Genomic DNA, 23,008 nt, shown 5'->3' with positions numbered 1-23,008 from the left:
AAAATGTGTAAATGACTTTTGTATCGCCAAAATTTTTATTCTTGCTGTTAACTTTACCTATTATAATATTTTTATATATACAAACAAGAAAAAATCATTCTTATTCTGTAAAGCACCCAAGGGTAAGTATGTCTAAAGTATTGAAATCAAGATACTATGTTAAAGATATACCATTTATGCTTATTATCTTTGCTCTTGCTTTTTCTATAATAGGCTTATCGCGTCCTGCAAAAGTTTCACATTTATCAGATATTAATGGAGAAGGTGTTTATATTTCTCTTGTTGTTGATGTTTCTCCTTCTATGATGGCTGAAGACATGATACCTACAAGACTTGAAGCTTCAAAAAAAACTATGATTGACTTTATCAAAAAAAGAAATTTTGATAAAATAAGTTTAGTATCATTTGCATTAAGGGCTTCTGTACTATCTCCTGCCACTTTTGACTATACTTCATTAGAAGAAGAAATAAAAAAAATAGAAATAGATGAAGAAGGCTCTACATCAATAGGACTTGGAATTGCAACAGCTGTTGATATGCTTAGAAGTGTAAAAGAGGATAATGAAAAAATCATAATACTTCTCACAGACGGAGAAAATAATTCAGGAGAAATAGATCCTAAATTAGCTTCCGAAATAGCATCAAATTTCAATATAAAAATATATACAATAGGTATAGGCGATGCTAATGGAAGTCATGCTTGGGTTACTTATGATGATCCCAACTATGGTAAGAGAAGAATAAGAGCAGATTTTACCTTAAATGAAGAATCTTTAATTGATATAGCAGCAACTACAGGCGGTAAATATTTTAATGCCAAAAACGCATCTGCTTTGGATAATGTTTATAATACAATAGACAGATTAGAAAAAAAGCCTATACTAGATGATGATCTTATACAATATGATGAATTATACAAGCCGTTTATTATAGTAGCTTTTCTTTGTTTATGTCTGAGTATTATACTTTCTACAACAAGGTTTTTAATAATACCATAGTCTATACTATAGTTTGATATGTATTATAATACGAAAAATAATTCTATATACAATAATAATTTACTGCAATCTTAATAGTTATTTATACTAAATTATAATAATTATCAAATATTTCCTTGACTATTTATGTTAACAGATATACAATAACACGATTATATTTAAAAAAGAGGTAAAACTATGGCAGAGATAAAGAATTATTATTTCTCTTCTGAGTCGGTAACAGAAGGCCATCCTGATAAGATCTGCGATGCTGTAAGCGATGCAGTCTTAGACGAATGTTTAAAACAAGATCCTAATTCTAGAGTTGCATGTGAAACTTTGGCAAAAACTGGAATGATCATGATTGCCGGAGAAATCACTACAAAAGCTAAATTGGATTATCAAAAAATCGCTAGAGATACCGTAAGGCGAATAGGATACACAAGCAGCGATATGGGTTTTGACGCTGATACTTGTGCAGTTATGGAGTCTATTGCAGAACAGTCTCCAGATATAGATATGGGAGTTAGTGCGGGAAAAGGATTATTTAATTCTGAATCATCAAATGTTTCTGAAGGTGCAGGCGACCAGGGTATAATGTTCGGTTATGCTATAAATGAAACTGAAACATTTATGCCTTTAACTATACATTTAGCTCATAGATTAGCAGAACGTTTAACTAAAGTAAGAAAAGACAAAGTAGTTGACTATTTAAGACCAGACGGAAAAAGTCAGGTTACTGTTGAATATAAAGACGGTAAAGCTGCAAGAATAGAAGCTGTTGTTATTTCTACTCAGCATGCTGCAGGTGTTGATCATAAGCAGATAGAAGCTGACATTAAAAAATATGTTATTAACGAAATATGCCCGGCTAATATGCTTGATTCAAACACAAAATATTATATTAACCCAACAGGTTCATTCGTAGTTGGCGGACCTATGGGAGACTGCGGATTAACAGGAAGAAAAATCATTGTAGACAGTTACGGCGGACATGGTGCACATGGCGGCGGAGCTTTCTCTGGTAAAGATCCTACAAAAGTAGACAGAAGTGCTTGTTATATGGCTAGATACGTTGCTAAAAACATTGTTGCTTCTGGTATAGCTGACAGAGCATTAGTACAGTTTGCTTATGCAATTGGTGTTCCTGAGCCTTTATCTGTATATGTTAATACTTTCGGTACAGCAAAAGTACATGATGAAGTATTAGCTAATATAGTTTCTAAAGAGCTTGATTTAACTCCTGCAGGTATAATCAAAAGATTAGATTTAAGAAGACCTATTTACGAAAAGACTACAGCTTATGGTCACTTCGGAAGAGAGCTTCCAGAGTTTACTTGGGAAAAAACAGATATAAAAGATTTGTTTGCTAATGCTAAATAATTGATTTCAATAAAAAAGTTTTAAACATTCAAGGCTTGTTAATATTTATTATTAGCAAGCCTTATTTTTAAAAAACTAACAATATAAAGCACTACTATTTTTAATATTTTAATATATAATACTTTTCACTATAATATTAAAGGCTTATAAAATGATACTTAAAGAACTTACATTACGTTCTTTTAGAAATTATAATGAAAATATATTTGAATTCTCTGATAAAATAAATGTTCTCTACGGACATAACGGATGCGGTAAAACTAATATACTAGAAGCAATATATATGCTTGGAAACGGCGTATCATTTAGAACTAGACTAGACAGAGAGCTTGTAAAAAATGGAAATGATAATTATTTTTTGAGAGGTGTTTTCAGGGAAGATGAACTTAATTATGATACTAATATAGAAATAGCCTATCAAAAAAAAATAAAAAAAGTATTCATTGATAAAAAAGAAGTATCTTCAAGAAAAGATTTAATAGGAAGAATACTTTATGTTATATTTCTTCCTAATGATACTGATTTGGTTATAGCAGAGCCTAAATTAAGACGCGATTATTTTAACATGCTAATATCAACAATATCATCAGAATATTTGATTGCATTGATAAAATACAATAAGCTTCTTAAAATGAGAAATATTTGTCTTAATACAAAACCTAATGAAGCATATATTTATAATAGCGACATAGCAAAACTTTCTCTTTATATAGCTAATGAAAATAAAAAATATTCTGCTTTTTTAGAAGAAAAGATGAATGAAATTTATAAAAATATTTTTAATGATGAAAACCCTTATGCTATAAAATATCAGTCCACTATAGAAGATATTTTAAATGAAAATGAATACATTAAAAAACTTGAAACTACATTGCAGGAACAAATCAGAATGCATACAACATATTTCGGAATACATAGAGCGGAATATCAATTCTTTTATAAAAATTCATTGTCGAAAAAATTCTCATCTCAAGGCGAAAAGAGAATGTTTACGCTTATAATGAAATTGGCAAGCGAAAAAATATTATCAGAATACAGAAAAAAGTCCCCTATTCTATTAATTGACGATGCTATGCTTGAACTTGATAATACAAGAAGAGATAATATACTTGAATACATAAAAACATTAGGACAAGTTTTTATTACTGTTACAGAAAAAGAAAAAGTAAAAAACTTTGAAAATGGAAAAGTATTTGATATACCAAATATAAGAGTATAAAAATTATATAAATAATAGTTATATTATAATATTAGAGGATGTTTAGATGAACATATTATTCTATTTCCGCTAGATTTTCTTTTATCATTATCAGAAACCACAAGAACATATTTTACTAAATCAATCATATTATTTGGTCTTATTTTAGATTTAGCATATAAAATTTTTGCCAATTCTTTTGATTTATTTTCTATACCATTAGGAATTTTATTTTTTTCTTTACTAACTATATAAGCTTTTAATTCTTTTATATCTATTAAATGTTTTAATTTATCGTTGTTTGAAATATTTTTGATTGTTTCTATAATTTGAATATATGCTTTATCTATTTTTGAACCTTTTAATTCTATAAAATTAGAAACTTCTTTTTCTCTATATGCTAAGTAATCACATTTTTTTACATCGTCATTAAATATACCATTATCAACTTTTATAATAAAAATATCATTTTCTGCTTTTATATAAAGTTTTGTTTGTGCATCTGATAAAGTTTTTCTATCATCTCTTTTTAATAGTTCATAATTATTGTTCATTATTTAATTCCATATCAAACAGTTTTGTATATGTTTCATTAATAGTATTAGATACATCGTCTATTTCTTCACAGTTAATTTCATTTTCCTCATTAATAAGATTTGTATATCTAAAATCATTTAAGTATAATTTAAAAGCATTTATTTCACTAGGATTGATAGCACCATATTCACCTACAATATTATTAATTTTTTCTATTTTCTCTTTATTGTTTTTATAGTTTTCTTTTAATTTTCCAGCATAAAGCAAATTATTTGTACTTGTTAATATATAAGGACTATGAGTTGTTATTAAAATACTGCTATTAGTCATATTCATAAAATTAACAATGAAGTCTATAATTTCTTTTTGCATTTTTGGATATAAATGAGCTTCAGGTTCTTCTATTATAACAAATTGATTTTTTTTATTTAGCCATGTTATACCTAGCAAAACATTTAAAAGCCATAATATTTCTTGCTGTCCAGATGATATTTTATCTACAGGTATTTTTTTATTATTTTCTAATTTTATATACCCAAATTTATCATCGTAAAAATATTCTCCGCCAATATATTTTTCTATTTTTTTATTCATTTTATTGAGAATTGTTTTTTTATAATCATCATTGATATTCTTTATAAAATTTTGAACTCCATCTTTAAATAAAAACTCAATTTTTTCAACGAGTGTAATAAAAGGATAAAATATAAAATCTATTGTATCATAATCAAGTCTGGTTCTTTGGTTGTTTAATAATGCTATAGAACTTCTTGAAGCAGGTATGTAATAGGTCATTGACTCATTTTCAAAAAAATAGTCTATTTCTCTACCTATTCCTCTTTCAAAAATATCTTCAAATCTTATCGGACTATTAAAATTTAAATATTCTTCAAAAAGTTTTTTTATATCAATTTCTAATTTATTAAAAAATGTTATTATATTTTCACTGTAATTAATATCTAAATTATTATTTTTTTTTGTTATTTCTATATAATTATTAGATTTGTATATATATTTCAAATATAAATTATCATCTATATTCTCTAATTTTCCAAAGATAGTTATAAAAACATCTTTTATTATATAATTATATATTTCTTTCATAGTAGATTGTATATTATTTTTATAAGCGAATATGTAAAATTTAATATGAGTATTTATTTCTTTGAAGAAAAATATGGCTTTACTTATTGTGCTTTTACCTGAAGATTGTTCTCCTATAATCAAATTGAATTTGTTAATTTCCATTTCAAAATCTTTCACAACATGTAAATTTTTAATAGTTATTTTCTGCATATTATCTCCATTAATCATATAAAAAATATTATACTTAAAATGTAAAAAATTGTCTATATTGAAAATTGTAGGTTTATATATTATAAAAAATAAGACTAATAATTAGGAATACAATATACATAAATATAAACATAAACCTCATATAAAATAAGAATCGCATAAATTAGTAAAAGATGAAAATATTTACTTAGGTGATATTGATACAAATTTAATAACAGATATTAAGTACTATTTCAATTAAATATAAATAAAAGATTTTTAAAGTATATAAATCAAATACTTATTATAAAAATTTATTTATACTTTATTAACTCTTATAATATTGGATTTCAGATTATATAAATAATTATCTTTTTAAATACTCATCAAAAAGTTTTATTATATCATCTCTTTTCTTTCTTGCAGCCAATCTGTATGCGGTATTTCCATAACTGTTTCTGTCTGTAGGATTTGCCCCTGCTTTCAAAAGTTCTTCTATTACATTTATAGGAGTACCAATAGTTCTGTATACTTTTTTATTTAAATTATTATCTTCAATAGGAGCTTCATATTCATACATTACAGCCCTTATTAAAACAGTATTTCCATTTCTGTCGCGGGCATTAACATCAGCACCAAGCTCTATAACTTTTTTTATTAATTCAAAATCTAATTGCCTTTTTTCTATCAAATACATAAGAAGTGTTTTTCCGTCATTTGTACTTACAGAATTTATATCAGCACCTAAATTGATATACTCATTTAATATATCTGTAGAATATGAACCGTCAAAATTTGTAGATATAGTTTCAGCATTATATAGTATAGCTTCATTTAAGTTTGTTGCGCCTGCATTTACTAATTCTTTTATTATATCAATATTAGTTGATGCTGTTAATGGTGATTTTCTTTCAGCACCTTTATAATTTCTATATACTTCTATATATGCTCTAGTATTAACATTAGCACCTTTCTCTATTAAATATTTTACAACCTCTAAATGATTGCCCTCGCATGCAGATACTAATGCAGGATTAAGATCTTTAGCACCTAAATCAATAAGTTTCTCTACTATATCTAATTTTCCGCCTATAGCAGCATAAGATAATGCAATATTATAATTACTAGCTCCGGACTTCATTATATCTTCTGCTATATTCCAATAACCTTCAGCACATGCTACATAAAAAGCAAAATCAAAATCTTTAGCACCGAAATCTAATAATTCCTGAACTATTTCTTCATTGCCAAGCTGAGCCGCATACATTAAAGGACTCATACCATAATTAATATTGTATAAATCTAAGTTAATGCCGTCTCTTAATAATACTTTAACTTTATCTATATCATTATTTTTTATAGATTCCATTAATTCATCATTCTGTGCAAATACTAAAGATGTATTAAATATTATAAATAATAATGCAATTATTTTTTTCATTATAAAAATCCAAGTTATAAAATACCGTTTCTATTATCGGAAATAATAAAACTATACTTATAAAATAAAAAATTTACTTAAATTATAAATAAATTTGCATAAATAGTAAACATAACAATAATTATAAATATAATACATATTGATATTTATTTTTATAGGTTTATAATTTACATATAGGGGTAGAATTAAATATTTAAGAGGTGTAATTTATGGAAATAAGTATTCGTAATAATGCTCCTTATATAAGAAACAGCAATAATATAAGAAATAACAACAATAATATCAATAATATTGTTCAGGAAGCAAGCCAGAAAACTCCTATAAGCGAAGTTGGAGTATGCAAAACTTGTGCATCAAGAACATATCAAGACGGCTCTAATGATATAGGCGTATCTTTCAAAACTCCTACTAAAATAGATCCTTCAAGTGCTCCTTCTATGGTGGCATCACATGAACAAGAACATGTTGCCAATAATCAGAGATCTGCAGAAAAAAGCGGCGGAGAAGTAATTTTCCAAAATGTAACATTAACTACTAATATATGCCCTGAATGTAAAAGAGTTTATGTTTCAGGCGGTGTTACAAAAGCTGCAATAGCCAGTCCTTCAAGTAAGGGCAATAATGTAGATACTTATGCATAAATAGCAAAATTATATTCAATTATTAAATACACTAATACTATAATATTATTGTATCTCTAATATAGAATTCTTTTTCTACTAATACTCTATTTATTTAAAATAATATTATATATTTTTTTAAGAATTATATGTAAAAATACATTATAAGAGTTCATTTTTTCAATATATTTAAGACTTCATATAGTAATATTTGATTAAGTAATATAAAACAATAAATAATAATTTTTGTAAAAACTTTCATTGATTTTTATTTTTTTAAATATAAAATTGCATATCAAAAAACATTGGAGTATATACCAAAATGAGAGAAATAATCAATTTTAATACAAATTGGAAATTTACAAAAGAATGGAATGATAATATAAAAATTGAAAAACTAAATGGGGAAAATATCACATTGCCTCATACAGTTGCTGAAATACCTCTTCATTATTTTAGTGAATCAGACACTTGGCTAGTTTCAGGATATCAAAACACTTTTAAATATGATAAATCAAAATTACAAGGTAAAAGAGTATTAATCAATTTTGAAGCTGCTATGGCCGCTTGTGAGGTATTTGTTAATGAAAAAAGTTTTGGAGAGCATAAAGGCGGATATTTACCTTTTGTATATGATATAACAGATGAATTAAAAGACGGAGAAAATATTATAGCTGTAAAACTAGATAGCACTGAAAGAGAAGATATACCGCCTTTCGGAAATGAAATAGATTATTTATGCTATGGCGGAATATACAGAGAAGTTCAAATTATAATAGTTAATGATGTATCAATAGAAAATGTTATGCTTACAGGACTTGCTAATCAAAATATAACAGGAAAAATAAGAATAAGAAATACTAAAAAAGAAAGTGTTAAAGAAACAATTGCTATTAACTTGTACAATAGAGAATATCATATATGCGAAATAAAAAAAGAAATAACATTAAAAAAAGGCGAATTATTTACTGATATAAAAATAGATGAACATATAGATTCTGATAGAATAGAATTATGGGATATAGATAATCCAAGACTTTATAGACTAGAGGTATCTTTACCTAATGAAGATAGTGTTTCTATAAAAATAGGATTTAGAGATGCTAAATTCACAGAAAACGGATTTTTCTTAAATGACAAAAGAGTAAAATTAAGAGGATTAAACAGACATCAAAGCTTCCCTTATGTAGGCTATGCTATGCCTGAAAGAATACAAAAGAAAGATGCTGATATATTAAAATTTGATTTAGGGCTTAATATAGTTCGTTCTTCACACTACCCTGCTTCAAGACATTTTTTAGACAGATGCGATGAAATAGGATTAATGGTATTTGAAGAAATTCCAGGATGGCAGCATATAGGCGATAAAAAATGGCAGAGTGTTTCTATAGAAAATGTAAAAGATATGATAGAAAGAGATTTTCATCATGCTTCCATTATAATATGGGGTGTAAGAATCAATGAAAGTCAGGATAATCATAGCTTCTATAAAGAAACTAATAAAAAAGCCCATGAACTTGATAAAACAAGACAAACAGGCGGAGTAAGATATTTAGTGGGAAGTGAGCTTTTAGAAGATGTATATACTATGAATGATTTTAATTATGATGGTGTTGCTGATCCTTTAAGAGCACAGAAATTCGTAACTAAATTAGATAAAAATGTTCCATATATGATAACAGAATACAATGGACATATGTTCCCTACAAAAATGCAGGACTGTGAAGAAAGATTAATGGAACATACAAAAAGACATTTTGAAATAATTAATGCTGTTGCTATAGATAAACATATTTCCGGTTCTACAGGCTGGTGTGCTTTCGATTATCATACTCATTATAATTTTGGTTCAGGTGACAGAATATGCTATCATGGTGTCTATGATATGTTTAGAAATCCTAAATTAGCAGCTTCTGCATATTCATCTCAAATGAGCACAAGAAATGAAATAATATTAGAGCCTATAACTATATATGCCAGAGGAGAAAGAGCTATAGGAGGAATATCTCCTTTAATGGTTGCTACAAATTGTGATTATGTAGAACTTTATTATAGAGATGAATTAATGGCAAAAGAATACCCAGCAACAGGTAAATATCAGGGATTAAAGCATGCTCCTGTTATAATAAAAATGGAAGTAAATATTCCAGGAGTAAGCGATATGGGCTGGGGTGATATGAAATTAATAGGATATATAGATGGTAAGCCTGCTATAGAAAAAAATTATTTGAACAACCCTACTTTCAAAGGTTTGGAAGTTAAAGCAGATGATGATGAAATCAATGCTGTAAGCGGCGGTTCTGCTTGGGATTCAACAAGAATAACAGTAAAAGCGGTAGATGCTATAGGAAACAGACTGCCATATATTAATGAGGCTATAACTATAGAGGTAAAGGGAGCTGGAGAATTGATAGGAAATGATAATCCTGTACTTGAAGGCGGTTATTATTCTTTCTGGGTTAAATCAAATAAATCCAAAGGAAGTATAAAAGTTACAGTAAAAAATAAAAGAGTAAAAGAAGCAACAATAGAAATAAAATCAATATAAAATTGGCAGACACTATCAGTAAACAATTTTTATTGATAATAAAAAAATAAAAATTGATAGCGTCTGGCAGACACCATCAGCGAACAATTTTTATTAATAATAAAATAAAAATTGTGAGCGTCTGCTAAGTTTACTTGGCAGACACTATCAGCGAACAATTTTTATTAATAATGAAAGAGTTTGAGATGTAAATTTCAAACTCTTTTTTTATAAAAATCTATCTTGTTTTATTTTTAATTTATGTTTAATATTAATAGAAATATTAAAGAATGGGATAAAATTATGAAAAATGAAGATATAAAAAAATATATGGAAGTCATATATGATTTTTGGTATACTTCTAATAGATTTTATTATTTGTGGGCTAAACAGTACGGCATTACAGATTTGGCTTTATTCAGTTTATTTATAATATACAATAGTAAAGAATGCGTTCAAAATACAATAACTGAAAAATTATCTGTTCCTAAACAAACAGTATGTTCTATATTAGAAAATTTTGAAAAGAAAGGTTATATCAAAAAAAAGATTAATCCAAAAGATAAAAGAAACAGATTAATAAGTTTAACAAAAAAAGGTATTACATTTGCAGAGCCTATATTAAAAGAATTAGAAAAATTAGATATGGAAATGCTTAAATGCCTCACAGAAGATGAAATAAAAAATTATGTGGAGCCTCAGAAAAAACTTATGACATTTATGGAAAATTATTTTAATAATTAAAATATTGAATTTAATTTAATTATTATTATAATTAAATATATTCTAAAAAGGCGGTTTTATTTTGAAAGTTATACCTTCAGATAGTTTATTAAAAAATAGAAAAGAAAAAGTAAGTGAAAAATTATGTGCTGACTGTAATTCATTATGCTGTCATGACTTGGTTATGGAGATAGCTCCGCCTAAAAATGAAAGCGAACTAAATACATTAAAATGGTATTTGCATTTCAGACATTCATTTATATTTATATATGAAAATACTTGGTATCATATGATAAGAAGCGAATGCAGATATTTGGATAAAAAAACTTATCTTTGTAAAAATTATGAAAATAGAAATGAAATCTGTTCAAAACATAGTCCTCCTAAATGTGAAAGATATGAAGAATGGTATGATGTAATATTTGATGATCAGTATGAATTAGAAAAATATGTATATGAAAATAAAATAATTAAGAAAAAATCTTCAGCTACAAAGAAAAAAGCAGCTAAAAAAACTAAATAATATATTTTAATAATGAAAAGATGAAAAAAAAAGAAATAAAAAAAGTTTGTATAACATATCCTCCGTTTGAATATAATAATGGATATCCATTAATATCTTTAAATAGACAATTTCAATGGTTAAAAAATCCATCTTATTCATACCCTATACTGCCTGCTTATGCTGCTACTTTATTAAAAAACAACGGTATTAATGTTATATTTTTGGACACTATAGCATCTAATATTACAACTATAGATTGGTTTAATGACATAGATAATATAGCTCCTGATTTAATATTCTTTGAAGTAAAAACTCCTATAATTAATTATATTTGGGATACTATAGAATCAATAAAAGAAAAAAATGAAAATATATATATAGTTTTAGCAGGAGATCATGTTACTGCCTTGCCTGAAGAGAGTATGCAAAAATCAAAAACTGATTTTATATTAACAGGCGGAGATTATGACTTTCTGCTTTTAAATTTGGTTAATCACATAAATAACGGAGATAAATTAAGTAAAGGAATATACTACAGAACATCAAATGGAAATATAAAAAATACAGGAAAATTTGAACTTGAAGAATCTTTAGACAGACTTCCGTTTATAGATAGAAATCTCACTAATTGGAAGCTATATTCCAAAACAAATGAATATTTCAAAAAAACACCTGGTACATTTATAATGTCAGCAAGGGGATCTTCATACAATAATTATAACAGTAATTCTTCTAATGTTCTTTTTGATAATATAAGAGTTAGAAATCCCATTAATGTCATAGATGAAATAGAATACCTTAATAAAAGATATGGTATAAAAGAAATAATAGATACAAGTGTTTATTTTCCTACGGGAGAATGGCTTGCATTATTCTGTGAAACTATGAAAGAGAGAAAACTTAATAAAAAAGTTTATATAGATTGTTATATTTATCTTGGAATATTGGAATATCAAGATTATAATATGATGAAAAAATCCGGATTTAAAACAGTTATTTTCAATTTACCTTCAGGAAATACTAAAACAATAGAAAAATTAGGAATTACTAACAATACAATAGAAAATGTCATAGAATCTATAAAATTGGCTAAAAAAGCTGGATTATTCATAGATATAATGGTAAAAATAGGATATCCTTGGGAAACAGAAGAAGATATAATAAATACATTCAATATTGTAAAAGATTTAATGCTTAACGGATATATTAATTCTATGAATATCTCTCTATTTATACCATATCCAGGAACTAGATTATTCAAATATTGTGACGAAAATAATCTTATTAAAACTAAAAATTGGTTTGATTATGATATGAGAAAAAGTGTCATGCAATTAGATATGGATGATGAGCAAATATTTAAATACATTGAATACTTTTATAATCTATCATTTACTCCAAGATACGTTTTACAAAAAATAAAAAGTATAAGAGATATTTACGATATAAAATACAATATAAAATCATTTAAAAATATACTTTCATTCTATTTAAATGATTAAAAAATATACTTGCATATAAGGTATTTTAATGATATCCTTTTTAAACGGTTTATATACATGCAATAATTATTAAGGATTAGAATTTATATGAAAAAAATAATAGTTTTTATATTATCTTTTATTTTTATACAAAGTAATCTTTTATTTAATGATGTTGTAAACAGCATAGTAGGTATAGTAGGTTCTATGCCTATAACTTATGAAGATTTTTTAAGCAGAAAAACTTTTTTAACATTACAAGCTAGATCTATAGGACAGAAAGTTACTGATGACATGGTTTATAAAGATTTAGTTGAAGAAAGAGTAATGTATTTAAAACTTAAAGAAAATAATTTTGTTATAGAAGAAAATGATGTAAAGAGAAGATTAGAAAGCATTGCCAAACAATATAATATGAATGCTGATCAGTTTGCTAAACAATTGATGGCTGAAGGTATATCTTATGAAGAATATAAGAATTCTATAAAAAAGCAGATAGCTATGGAAAATTTATACGGACTTGTAGTCAATAATACAGAGATTAGTGATAAAGAAGCAGATGAATTTTACAATAATACCAAAGATAAATCCGCATTTGAAGCTGATACTCTAGTAAAACTTTCTTGGATATTTTTCAAAGCTGCTACATTTACAGAAAAAGGAGAAAAACAGGAATTAGCAAGTAAAGTAAGAGGTATGGCAGCAAGAGGACAGGATTTTGCAGAATTAGCTAAACAGTACAGTGAAGATGAAGCTACAAGAAAAAACGGAGGAGATTTAGGATACAATTTACTTTATGATGCTGGAAAAAGATCTTTACCGGCTCAGATAAATGCAGGACTTAATTTGGCAAAAAGAGGATATAAAGTAGGTACTGTAAGCAGTGTAAGAGAATTGGTAGGAAAAGGATTCTATATAGTAAAAATAATGGAAATAGAAAAAGATATGGAAAGCATAAGAACAAGAGTAAAAAATTATTTGAGTGAAGCAAAAATGAGAGAATCATTTATAAAATGGCTTGATGAGGAAACTAAAAGAGTATCTGTGCAAATTTATAAATAATTGATATACTTTATAAAAAATAATTGTAAAATAAATCATTATATGTTATTATTAAAAACAAAAATGAAGAAATAGTATTATGATTTGGAAAAAGTTTAAATTAAAGAAAACGCTGCTAAAAATGCAGTTTTTGATAATCTTAAAAAGATTGGAAATTGACTTTCGGTTGATTTCCAATCTTTTTTTTATTTTAAATAAAAATCTAAAAAAAATTTAGAGCAATAGGAAGGTAAAATTTGAAACGATACTTAATACTTGAAGACGGCAGTCATTATGAAGGCATAGGTTTTGGTGCAGATAATTTTAAAATAGGTGAATTAGTATTTAATACATCTATGACAGGTTATCAAGAAGTTTTATCTGATTTATCTTACTGCGGACAAATTACTGTTATGACTTATCCGCTTATAGGAAATTATGGGATAAATAGAGATGATTTTGAAAGTTTAGATCCTGCAATATTCGGACTTATAGTAAAAGAGGCATGTAAACAGCCTAATAACTTTAGGAATGCAGAAACAATAGATGAATTTTTAAAATTAAAAAATATTCCAGCTATAGAAAATATTGATACCAGAGCAATAACCAAAAAAATCAGAGAAGTAGGAACTTTAAAAGCTGTAATGAGCGACACAATAGAAAATAAAGATGATATAGTAAAAATGCTTAAAGAAACTCCATATATGAATGATCATGTTAAAAGAGTTTCTACAAAAAATGCTTTTCCTATACCAAATAGAGGTAAAAAAGTTGTATTAATAGACTTTGGGGCGAAACTAGGAATAATAAGAGAATTAAGTAAAAGAAACTGTGATTTAATAGTTGTTCCTTATGATACAGATTTTAAAACTATAATGAGTTTGAATCCGGATGGCATAATGCTTTCTAATGGTCCTGGTAATCCAAAAGACGTTAAAGAATCTATTAACACAATAAAAGAGCTAATAGGAAAGGTTCCAATGTTCGGTATATGTTTAGGACATCAGCTTATAAGTTTAGCATGCGGTGCTGATACAATTAAATTAAAATTCGGACATAGAGGCGGAAATCATCCTGTTAAAGATTTGGAAACTAATAAAGTAAGCATCACAAGTCAAAATCACAGTTATGCAGTTGAAAAAGAAAGTTTAGCAAATACAGATTTAATTTTAACTCATATATCTTTGAATGATGGAAGCTGTGAGGGAGTGAAGCATAAAAAATATCCTGTATTCTCTGTTCAGTATCACCCAGAATCTAATCCTGGACCAGAGGACAGCAAGTATTTATTTGATAAGTTTACTGATATGATGAATAACAATTATGGAGAGAAAAATGCCTAAAAGAACAGATATAAAAAAAATATTAGTAATAGGTTCAGGGCCTATAATTATAGGACAAGCTGCTGAATTTGATTATGCAGGTACTCAAGCTTGTCAGTCTTTAAAAGAAGAAGGATACGAAGTTATACTTATAAATTCTAATCCTGCCACAATAATGACTGATGCTGCTGTTGCTGATAAAGTATATATAGAACCTATAAATTTAAATTTTGCTAAAAGAATAATATATAAAGAAAGACCTGATGCAATATTAGGTTCTCTTGGAGGACAGACAGGATTAAATCTTGTTGTTGAGCTTGCTGAAAGCGGAATACTAGATGAATATAATGTTGAAGTATTGGGAACAGATTTGAATGCCATTAATTGTGCTGAAGACAGAGAGCTTTTTAAAAAGTTAATGAATGATATAAATGAACCTGTACCTGAAAGCGTTATTGTACATAGTGTTGAAGAGGCAATTGAGTTTGCAAACAAAATAGGTTATCACTTGGTTGTTCGTCCTGCATATACTCTTGGAGGTACCGGCGGAGGATTTGCACGCAATGAAAAAGAATTGATTGAAATATGCGAAACAGGTTTAAAAATAAGTCCCGTACATGAATGCTTAGTTGAAAAAAGTATTGCAGGTTATAAAGAAATAGAATATGAAGTAATGCGTGATAATAATGACAATGCTATAGTTGTATGTAATATGGAAAATGTTGATCCTGTTGGAATACATACAGGAGACAGTATAGTAGTTGCTCCTTGTCAAACTTTAAGCGACAGAGAAAATCAAATGCTTAGAAATGTGAGTCTTAAAATAATAAGAGCTTTAAAAATATGCGGCGGCTGTAATGTGCAGTTAGCATTGGATCCCAAAAGTTTTAAGTATTACATAATAGAAGTTAATCCTAGAGTATCTCGTTCCAGTGCTTTGGCAAGTAAGGCTACAGGATACCCTATTGCAAAAATTAGTGCTAAAATAGCAGTTGGTATGACTTTAGATGAAATACTTAATCCTATAACTAAAAAAAGTTTTGCATGTTTTGAGCCTTCTATAGATTATATAGTTACAAAATTCCCAAGACTTCCATTCGATAAATTCCCTAATGCCGATAGACAATTAGGAACACAGATGAAAGCCACAGGCGAAGTTATGAGTATAGGAAGAAATTTTGAAGAATCATTTTTAAAAGCTGTTCGTTCTCTTGAAATAAAATGCGATCATATAATTCATAATGATGTTTCAGAGTATACCACTAAAAAATTATGGGAGCGTATAGAATTAAGAGATGATTTGAGAATATTTATTATAGCAGAACTTATAAGACGTAAAGAAGATATAAATGATATAATAGATATTACTCATATAGATAAATTCTTCTTAGATAAAATAAAAAATATAATTTCATTAGAAGAAAAATTATCCAAAAATAAAATGGATATAGATATTTTAAGAGAATGCAAAGAAAAAGGATTTTCAGATAGTTATATATCTAAAGTTTGGGAAACTGAAGAGATTGACATATATAAATTAAGACATGAAAACAATATAATTCCTGTATATAAAATGGTTGATACTTGTGCAGGAGAGTTTGAAAGTGAAACTCCTTATTTCTACTCTACTTATGAAGAAGAAAATGAATCTTTTAAAAGCGGAAAAGAAAGCATAATAGTATTAGGCTCAGGCCCTATAAGAATAGGACAAGGAGTAGAGTTTGATTATTCCACAGTTCATTCAGTAATGACTATAAGAGAAGCCGGATATGAAGCTATAGTAATAAATAATAATCCTGAAACTGTATCAACAGATTTTTCTATATCAGATAAACTTTATTTTGAACCATTAACTATAGAAGATGTTATGCATATAATAGAACTTGAAAAGCCTAAAGGAGTTATAGTACAATTCGGAGGACAAACTGCTATAAATTTGGCTGACAAACTTGTTATGCATGGAGTAAATATACTTGGCACTTCTTTAGAAAATATTAATAAGGCAGAAGACAGACATGAATTTGAAGAGATGTTAAAAACTCTTAATATACCTCAGCCTAAAGGTGAAACTGCTATAACTGTTGATGAGGCTTTAATAATAGCAAATGATATTGGTTATCCTGTATTAGTTCGTCCTAGTTATGTACTTGGAGGAAGAGCTATGGAGATAGTAGATAATGATGCATCTTTGAAAGTTTATATGGAAACTGCTGTAAAAGAAGTAAGCAATAAAGCTCCTATATTAATTGATAAATATGTTATAGGTAAGGAAATAGAAATTGATGCTATTGCCGACAGTGAAAATAATGTATTTATTCCGGGTATTATGGAGCATATAGAAAGAGCAGGAATTCACTCAGGAGATTCTATAAGTGTCTACCCTACTCAAACAATATCAAATAAAGTAAAAGAAACTATAATTGATTATGCTAAAAGAATAGGAATAGGATTTAATTTCATAGGGCTTTACAATATACAATTTATAGTTGATAAAGAGAATAACGTTTATGTACTTGAGGTTAATCCTAGAAGCAGCAGAACAGTACCTTTTTTAAGTAAAATAACTAATGTACCTATGGCTAATGTGGCCACTATGTGCATACTTGGAAAATCATTAAAAGAACAGGGATACAATAATTTATATAAAGAAGAATCTGATAAAGTATTTGTTAAAGCTCCTGTATTTTCTTTCTCTAAATTAAGAAAAGTTGATACAATACTTGGTCCTGAAATGAAAAGTACAGGCGAGGCATTAGGTTTTGATATTAATTTTGAAAAGGCATTATACAAAGCATTAATAGCGAGCGGATTAAGAATACCTTTACAAGGAAATATACTTCTCACTATTTCGGATAATCATAAAAATGAAATACTTGATTTGGCAAAAAGATTCTCTAATATAGGATATGGAATATATGCTACAAAAGGAACTGCTAATTTTTTAAAAGCAAAAGGACTTTATGTTAAAGAAGTATCAAAAATTTATGAAGAAGGCTTAGAGAATATAATAGATACAATAAGATTAGGTAAAGTTGATTATGTGATAAATACAATAGAAAGCAATAGCCAAACCCATTCAGATAGTTTAGAATTGAGAAGGGCTTCTGCTGAAAATAATATATCTTGTATTACTTCATTAGATACAGCTTATGCTTTACTTAAAGTTATAGAATCTATGAATTTCACTATAATTGATTTATCTAATATTTAAAAAATAAAAACTATGTATTTGTTTGTTATATAAAAATATTATAAACAAATACATAGTTTAAAAAATTCATTTTAAATGAAATTAATTTTTGGTATAAATCTTACCGCCATGTCTTTCTTTTATTTTGCTTACAGTTTCAGCCATCATATTAACAGAACCCATAATCTCTTCAAATGTGTCTGGTTTTATAGACTGAGCACCATCGCATAATGCATGTTCAGGATCATTATGTACTTCTATAATCATACCATCAGCACCAGCAGCAAGAGCAGCTAAAGTAAGAGGAAGAGCCATCCAAGATTTACCGCTTGCATGTGAAGGGTCTCCTATTACAGGTAAGTGACTCATTCTTTTTATCATAGGTATAGCTGAAACATCGAAAGTATTTCTAGTATAAGTTTCGAAAGTTCTTATACCTCTTTCGCATAATACTACATTGCTGTTTCCTTTATCCAAAATATATTCAGCACTCATTAGCCATTCTTCAATAGTATTTGCTAAACCTCTTTTTAAAAGTATAGGTTTTTTTAATTTTCCTACTTCTTTTAAAAGCTCGAAGTTCTGCATGTTTCTTGCACCAATCTGAATCATATCAACAGTATTTTCAAAATCTTCTAAATGTCTTATAGAAACAATCTCACTTACTATAGGAATTCCAACTTCTTCTTTTGCAAGTTTTAATATTTTAAGTCCGTCAAGAGCAAGTCCTTGGAAAGCATAGGGAGAAGTTCTAGGCTTGAAAGCTCCTCCTCTAAGTATTGAGGCTCCTGCTGCTTTTACACTTTTAGCAATATTAATAACCTGCTCCTCACTTTCAACCGAACAAGGACCGGCTATTATTACAGGCTTTCCAGCTCCTATTTTTACACCGCTTACATCAACAACAGTATCTTCTTTTTTGAAAGCTCTGTTTGCTCTTTTGAAAGGTTCCTGAACTTTTAAAACTCTAGCAACACCAGGTAAAGTAGCCATTAATTCTCTATCAACTTTTGAAGTATCCCCTACTATACCTATAACAGTACAGTCAACACCTACTATTTTATTAGTACCGAGTCCTGCATTAATAAGTCTTTCAGTTATATTATTTATATATTCTTCTTTAGCATTTGGTTTCATTACAATAATCATAGTAATTATCTCCTTAAAATTTAAAATATTATGTTAATTAAGTTGTTTTCTTTTTTATGTTTTCTTAATAATTAAAAAATTAATTTATTATGTATTTGTTTTTATTGTTGTGAAAAAAATAGAATATACTGGCGCCTTAAACGCCAAAAAAGCTAAAGAAGAAGCAAAAAGAATTATTGCTGATAGAATTAATAATAATCTTACCTTTCATAGTAATACATTATACACAAAAAACAATAAATGTCAATAAAAAATATATATAATTAACTATATAATAAGAATTATTAAATAAATTCATTGATTTTATTATAAAATATTATAGAATAAGCAGAGGTATATCTAAAATAATTTTTAAGGCGGTAATTTTATGAAATTAAATAAGTATATGGTTTCACCATCGGTTCCAAAAGAATTAGAACCACTTATAGAAATTACTAAAAACTTTTGGTGGTGTTGGAATCAGAAAGCAGTAACTTTATTAAGAACAATAGATATTGATAATTGGGATAAGAGAGATCATAACCCTATAAGGGTATTAGGAGAATCTCTTCAGGAACGTTTTGATGCTATGCTTCAAGATGATGCAGCTATGATGAATTTGGCTGAGGTTTATGATGAGTTTAAAACTTATATGAATCAAGAAACTTGGTATAATAGCTTAAATGAAAATCAAAAAACTAATAATGAAAAAATAGCTTATTTCTCTTTTGAATACGGACTTCATGAATCTTTACCTAACTATTCTGGAGGTCTTGGTATATTATCTGGAGACCATTTAAAATCTGCAAGCGATTTGGGTTTGCCTTTAGTAGCTGTAGGACTTTTATATAGAAAAGGTTATTTCAGACAGTATTTAAATGCTGATGGTTGGCAGCAGGAATATGATATAGAAAATGATTTCTTTAACTTAGCTTTAGAAAAAGTTTTAGATAAAAACGGTGAAACAATGAAAGTTGATGTTGATTTGCCTGGAAGAAAAGTTTATGCTCAAATCTGGAAAGCTAATGTAGGAAGAATAGAACTTTATTACTTAGATGCTAATATAGAAGAAAATAGTGTGGCAGACAGAGACATTACTGCTCAGCTTTACGGCGGTAACTTAGAAACTAGAATACAGCAGGAAATACTTCTTGGTATAGGCGGTGTTAAAGCATTAGATAAATTAGGAATTAAACCTACTATTTATCATATGAATGAAGGACACAGTGCTTTCCTTTCTCTAGAAAGAATAAGACAATTAATGGAAAATAATCATTTAGATAAAAATACTGCAAGAGAAGTTGTATTTAGCTCTAATATATTTACAACTCACACTCCTGTACCTGCTGGTAATGATATATTCCCTATAGATATGGTTCAAAAATATTTCACTGATTATGTTAAACATATAGATATGACCATGGATGAATTCATAAGACTTGGAAGAATTAATCCGGATGATCAAAAAGAAAGTTTCTGTATGACAGTACTTGCTTTGAACTTATCTGCTGAAAATAATGGTGTTAGTGAACTTCATGGACATGTATCAAGATCTATGTGGAAGGATATTTGGAAAGGCGTTCCTGTTAATGAACTTCCTATTGATTCTATTACTAATGGTATACACACTTTAAGCTGGATATCTTTTGATATGCAGAACTTATTAGACAGATATTTAGGACCTCGTTGGAGAACTAAGCCTTTAGAATATAATATTTGGGAAAGAGTTCAAAAAATACCTGATGCAGAACTTTGGAGAACTCATGAAAGAAGAAAAGAAAGACTTATTGACTTCTGTAGAGAAAGATTAAAAACTCAAATAACAAACAGAGGATTCACAAAAAATGAAATAGAACATGCTGATCAAATACTTTCTCCTGAAGCTTTAACAATAGGTTTTGCTAGAAGATTTGCTACTTATAAAAGAGGTACATTGCTTTTCAGAGATTTAGAGAGATTAAAGAAAATCGTTACTAATTCTGAAAGACCTGTACAAATAATATTTGCTGGTAAAGCTCACCCACATGATAATGGTGGTAAAGAATTAATTAGAAATATTGCTGAAATCTGCAGAAGAGAAGATTTTAGAGATCATATAGTATTTATAGAAGACTATGATATCAATGTTGCTAGATATATGGTTCAAGGTGTTGATGTATGGCTTAATAACCCTAGAAGACCTTTAGAAGCAAGCGGTACAAGCGGCATGAAAGTTCCACCAAACGGAGGTTTAAACTTCAGTGTATTAGACGGATGGTGGGATGAAGCTTATGATGGTCAGAATGGATGGCCTATCGGTAACAGAGAAGAGTATACTGATTTAGAATATCAAGATGAAGTTGAAAGTAAAGCTCTTTATAATGTATTAGAAAATGAAATAATACCTCTATTCTATGACAGAGGAAGAGACAATATACCTAGACAATGGGTTGCTGCTATGAAATGGAGTATGCAGACTGTTTGTCCTGTATTCTCAACTAATAGAATGGTTGCTGATTATTTCCACAAATTCTATAACAATGCAAGCAAAAGATATTTCAATATGACTGAAAATGAATTTGCTAAAGCTAAAGAATTAAAAGCTTGGAAACAAGATATAGCTTCTAAATGGTCAAAAGTTCTTATTGAAAACACAATTTCTGAAATGCCTTCAAGAAATTTAAAAGTTGGAAGTAAATTTGAAGTTAAAACTATAGTTAATCTTGGAGATATAGCACCTGATTCTGTAAGAGTAGAACTTTACCATGGTAAGTTAAGCATGAAAGAAGAAATCATAGATCCTATTACAGTTGAAATGAAACATTCAGCTGATTTAGGAAATGGAAGACATTCTTTCTCAGGAACTTTAGAATGTACTGACAGCGGACAAAGCGGTTATGCTATAAGAATGTATCCATATCATAAAGATTTAAGTTATAAATTCGATATGAAACTCATTATATGGAGCTAATATCTAAATAACATATAAAAATTAAAAGGCTTTCATAAAAATATGAAAGCCTTTATTATTTATTTTTTATTATAAATTAATTATCTTTTGTTCTAATAATAAAAGGATAGTCATTATACATATTGGTAGTCAAATCCATCTTTATTTTAAACGGTACATATTCAAGCTTAGGTTCATAATTCCAATATCTTGTTTATCCTCTTATGCTTGGTATAAAAAGCTTTAACCCTATTGGAAGAGAAGTAGTATCATTTATTATATTTTTGTTATGAATATATATAATACGCCAGAAATTTCTTTCGCCATATATAAACGGATATGATGATATTTTTAATAATGTATCCCCTGCCCGCACAGTATAATATCTAGGAAGTACATCCATTGTTATATCATATCCTCTATCTCTATACTTTGAGAAATCTATATCATTAGTTATTATTAATACACTATTATTAGTAGTCATTGATTTATCATTTGTTATGATTAATGTATTTTCATTTGTTAATTCTCTTATAGTTTTGATATCGCCTTTTTTTTCTGCCTCATCTAAAATTTTCTTTTTTATATAGTTTTTTATAGGAGTTTCTTCTATAAATAATGGAGAGGACATTACTATACTGCAAAAAATAAATATAAAAATTATAATTTTTTTCATATATATAATAATATTAATTTTTTTTAATATACTATTATTTTTATCGTTAAAATAT

17 protein-coding genes are annotated in these 23,008 nt (G+C 27.6%); 12 read left to right on the top strand and 5 right to left on the bottom strand.

Annotated features, from left to right (window positions below; all coding sequences use genetic code 11):
• The first annotated feature begins 11 nt into the window (after window positions 1–11).
• The 3 genes from BHYOB78_RS03050 (at window position 12) to recF (ending at window position 3,579) form a co-directional block, all read left to right on the top strand.
• Window positions 12–998 carry a vWA domain-containing protein gene (locus BHYOB78_RS03050; RefSeq protein WP_020064234.1) on the top strand — a complete coding sequence of 329 codons (987 nt, stop codon included), beginning with the start codon at window positions 12–14 and terminating at the stop codon, window positions 996–998.
• Window positions 999–1,175: 177 nt separating this feature from the next.
• Window positions 1,176–2,360: a methionine adenosyltransferase gene (gene metK / locus BHYOB78_RS03045; RefSeq protein ID WP_012671903.1), complete on the top strand. Its 1,185-nt coding sequence runs from the start codon at window positions 1,176–1,178 to the stop codon at window positions 2,358–2,360.
• Between the two features lie 151 nt (window positions 2,361–2,511).
• Complete coding sequence (gene recF / locus BHYOB78_RS03040) at window positions 2,512–3,579, top strand: DNA replication/repair protein RecF (protein ID WP_020064235.1); 1,068 nt, start codon at window positions 2,512–2,514, stop codon at window positions 3,577–3,579.
• A gap of 23 nt (window positions 3,580–3,602) precedes the next feature.
• Here recF and BHYOB78_RS03035 read toward each other — a convergent pair whose 3' ends face one another.
• From BHYOB78_RS03035 to BHYOB78_RS03025, 3 genes are all read right to left on the bottom strand, one after another.
• Complete coding sequence (locus BHYOB78_RS03035) at window positions 3,603–4,112, bottom strand: hypothetical protein (protein ID WP_020064236.1); 510 nt, start codon at window positions 4,110–4,112, stop codon at window positions 3,603–3,605.
• Window positions 4,102–5,391: an AAA family ATPase gene (locus BHYOB78_RS03030; RefSeq protein WP_020064237.1), complete on the bottom strand. Its 1,290-nt coding sequence runs from the start codon at window positions 5,389–5,391 to the stop codon at window positions 4,102–4,104. The genes BHYOB78_RS03035 and BHYOB78_RS03030 overlap by 11 nt, the downstream gene beginning before the upstream one ends.
• A gap of 346 nt (window positions 5,392–5,737) precedes the next feature.
• Window positions 5,738–6,811 carry an ankyrin repeat domain-containing protein gene (locus BHYOB78_RS03025; protein WP_020064238.1) on the bottom strand — a complete coding sequence of 358 codons (1,074 nt, stop codon included), beginning with the start codon at window positions 6,809–6,811 and terminating at the stop codon, window positions 5,738–5,740.
• A 209-nt stretch (window positions 6,812–7,020) separates the two neighbouring features.
• On the opposite strand from BHYOB78_RS03025, the gene BHYOB78_RS03020 reads away from it, so the two are divergent.
• The 8 genes from BHYOB78_RS03020 (at window position 7,021) to carB (ending at window position 18,241) form a co-directional block, all read left to right on the top strand.
• Entirely contained in the window at window positions 7,021–7,452 is a 432-nt protein-coding gene (locus BHYOB78_RS03020) for a hypothetical protein (RefSeq protein ID WP_012671897.1), read from the top strand.
• 301 nt (window positions 7,453–7,753) lie between these two features.
• A complete protein-coding gene (locus tag BHYOB78_RS03015) occupies window positions 7,754–9,979 on the top strand; it encodes a glycoside hydrolase family 2 protein (RefSeq protein ID WP_020064239.1) in 2,226 nt (741 codons plus the stop codon).
• Between the two features lie 282 nt (window positions 9,980–10,261).
• Complete coding sequence (locus BHYOB78_RS03010; RefSeq protein WP_020064240.1) at window positions 10,262–10,702, top strand: MarR family winged helix-turn-helix transcriptional regulator; 441 nt, start codon at window positions 10,262–10,264, stop codon at window positions 10,700–10,702.
• Window positions 10,703–10,763: 61 nt separating this feature from the next.
• On the top strand, window positions 10,764–11,204 hold the full coding sequence (locus BHYOB78_RS03005; RefSeq protein WP_012671894.1) for a YkgJ family cysteine cluster protein: 441 nt from the start codon (window positions 10,764–10,766) through the stop codon (window positions 11,202–11,204).
• 20 nt (window positions 11,205–11,224) lie between these two features.
• Window positions 11,225–12,688: a B12-binding domain-containing radical SAM protein gene (locus BHYOB78_RS03000; protein ID WP_012671893.1), complete on the top strand. Its 1,464-nt coding sequence runs from the start codon at window positions 11,225–11,227 to the stop codon at window positions 12,686–12,688.
• Between the two features lie 87 nt (window positions 12,689–12,775).
• Entirely contained in the window at window positions 12,776–13,729 is a 954-nt protein-coding gene (locus BHYOB78_RS02995; RefSeq protein WP_012671892.1) for a peptidylprolyl isomerase, read from the top strand.
• Between the two features lie 236 nt (window positions 13,730–13,965).
• A complete protein-coding gene (gene carA / locus BHYOB78_RS02990; protein WP_020064241.1) occupies window positions 13,966–15,051 on the top strand; it encodes a glutamine-hydrolyzing carbamoyl-phosphate synthase small subunit in 1,086 nt (361 codons plus the stop codon).
• On the top strand, window positions 15,044–18,241 hold the full coding sequence (gene carB, locus BHYOB78_RS02985) for a carbamoyl-phosphate synthase large subunit (protein WP_020064242.1): 3,198 nt from the start codon (window positions 15,044–15,046) through the stop codon (window positions 18,239–18,241). Before carA ends, carB begins: the two co-directional genes overlap by 8 nt.
• Window positions 18,242–18,322: 81 nt before the next feature.
• On the opposite strand, the gene aroF is transcribed toward carB, so the two are convergent.
• Window positions 18,323–19,369 (bottom strand): 3-deoxy-7-phosphoheptulonate synthase, encoded by a 1,047-nt coding sequence (gene aroF, locus BHYOB78_RS02980; RefSeq protein ID WP_020064243.1) that lies wholly within the window; start codon window positions 19,367–19,369, stop codon window positions 18,323–18,325.
• Between the two features lie 367 nt (window positions 19,370–19,736).
• Between aroF and glgP the strand changes: the two genes are divergently transcribed.
• Window positions 19,737–22,298: an alpha-glucan family phosphorylase gene (gene glgP / locus BHYOB78_RS02975; protein ID WP_012671886.1), complete on the top strand. Its 2,562-nt coding sequence runs from the start codon at window positions 19,737–19,739 to the stop codon at window positions 22,296–22,298.
• A 193-nt stretch (window positions 22,299–22,491) separates the two neighbouring features.
• Here the strand turns inward: glgP and BHYOB78_RS02970 are convergent, their stop codons facing one another.
• Window positions 22,492–22,908: a LysM peptidoglycan-binding domain-containing protein gene (locus BHYOB78_RS02970; protein WP_020064244.1), complete on the bottom strand. Its 417-nt coding sequence runs from the start codon at window positions 22,906–22,908 to the stop codon at window positions 22,492–22,494.
• Window positions 22,909–23,008: the final 100 nt, after the last annotated feature.

Origin of the sequence: Brachyspira hyodysenteriae ATCC 27164 (assembly GCF_001676785.2) — a bacterium.
Taxonomy (GTDB): domain Bacteria; phylum Spirochaetota; class Brachyspiria; order Brachyspirales; family Brachyspiraceae; genus Brachyspira; species Brachyspira hyodysenteriae.
This window is presented reverse-complemented; position numbering and strand designations above follow the sequence as displayed.

Excerpts from the sequence above, each read along its gene's own strand:
- BHYOB78_RS03050 (WP_020064234.1), top strand. The coding sequence starts at position 12 with ATGACTTTTGTATCGCCAAAATTTTTATTCTTGCTGTTAACTTTACCT.
- metK (WP_012671903.1), top strand. The coding sequence starts at position 1,176 with ATGGCAGAGATAAAGAATTATTATTTCTCTTCTGAGTCGGTAACAGAA.
- recF (WP_020064235.1), top strand. The coding sequence starts at position 2,512 with ATGATACTTAAAGAACTTACATTACGTTCTTTTAGAAATTATAATGAA.
- BHYOB78_RS03035 (WP_020064236.1), bottom strand. The coding sequence starts at position 4,112 with ATGAACAATAATTATGAACTATTAAAAAGAGATGATAGAAAAACTTTA.
- BHYOB78_RS03030 (WP_020064237.1), bottom strand. The coding sequence starts at position 5,391 with ATGCAGAAAATAACTATTAAAAATTTACATGTTGTGAAAGATTTTGAA.
- BHYOB78_RS03025 (WP_020064238.1), bottom strand. The coding sequence starts at position 6,811 with ATGAAAAAAATAATTGCATTATTATTTATAATATTTAATACATCTTTA.
- BHYOB78_RS03020 (WP_012671897.1), top strand. The coding sequence starts at position 7,021 with ATGGAAATAAGTATTCGTAATAATGCTCCTTATATAAGAAACAGCAAT.
- BHYOB78_RS03015 (WP_020064239.1), top strand. The coding sequence starts at position 7,754 with ATGAGAGAAATAATCAATTTTAATACAAATTGGAAATTTACAAAAGAA.
- BHYOB78_RS03010 (WP_020064240.1), top strand. The coding sequence starts at position 10,262 with ATGAAAAATGAAGATATAAAAAAATATATGGAAGTCATATATGATTTT.
- BHYOB78_RS03000 (WP_012671893.1), top strand. The coding sequence starts at position 11,225 with ATGAAAAAAAAAGAAATAAAAAAAGTTTGTATAACATATCCTCCGTTT.
- BHYOB78_RS02995 (WP_012671892.1), top strand. The coding sequence starts at position 12,776 with ATGAAAAAAATAATAGTTTTTATATTATCTTTTATTTTTATACAAAGT.
- carB (WP_020064242.1), top strand. The coding sequence starts at position 15,044 with ATGCCTAAAAGAACAGATATAAAAAAAATATTAGTAATAGGTTCAGGG.
- aroF (WP_020064243.1), bottom strand. The coding sequence starts at position 19,369 with ATGATTATTGTAATGAAACCAAATGCTAAAGAAGAATATATAAATAAT.
- glgP (WP_012671886.1), top strand. The coding sequence starts at position 19,737 with ATGAAATTAAATAAGTATATGGTTTCACCATCGGTTCCAAAAGAATTA.
- BHYOB78_RS02970 (WP_020064244.1), bottom strand. The coding sequence starts at position 22,908 with ATGTCCTCTCCATTATTTATAGAAGAAACTCCTATAAAAAACTATATA.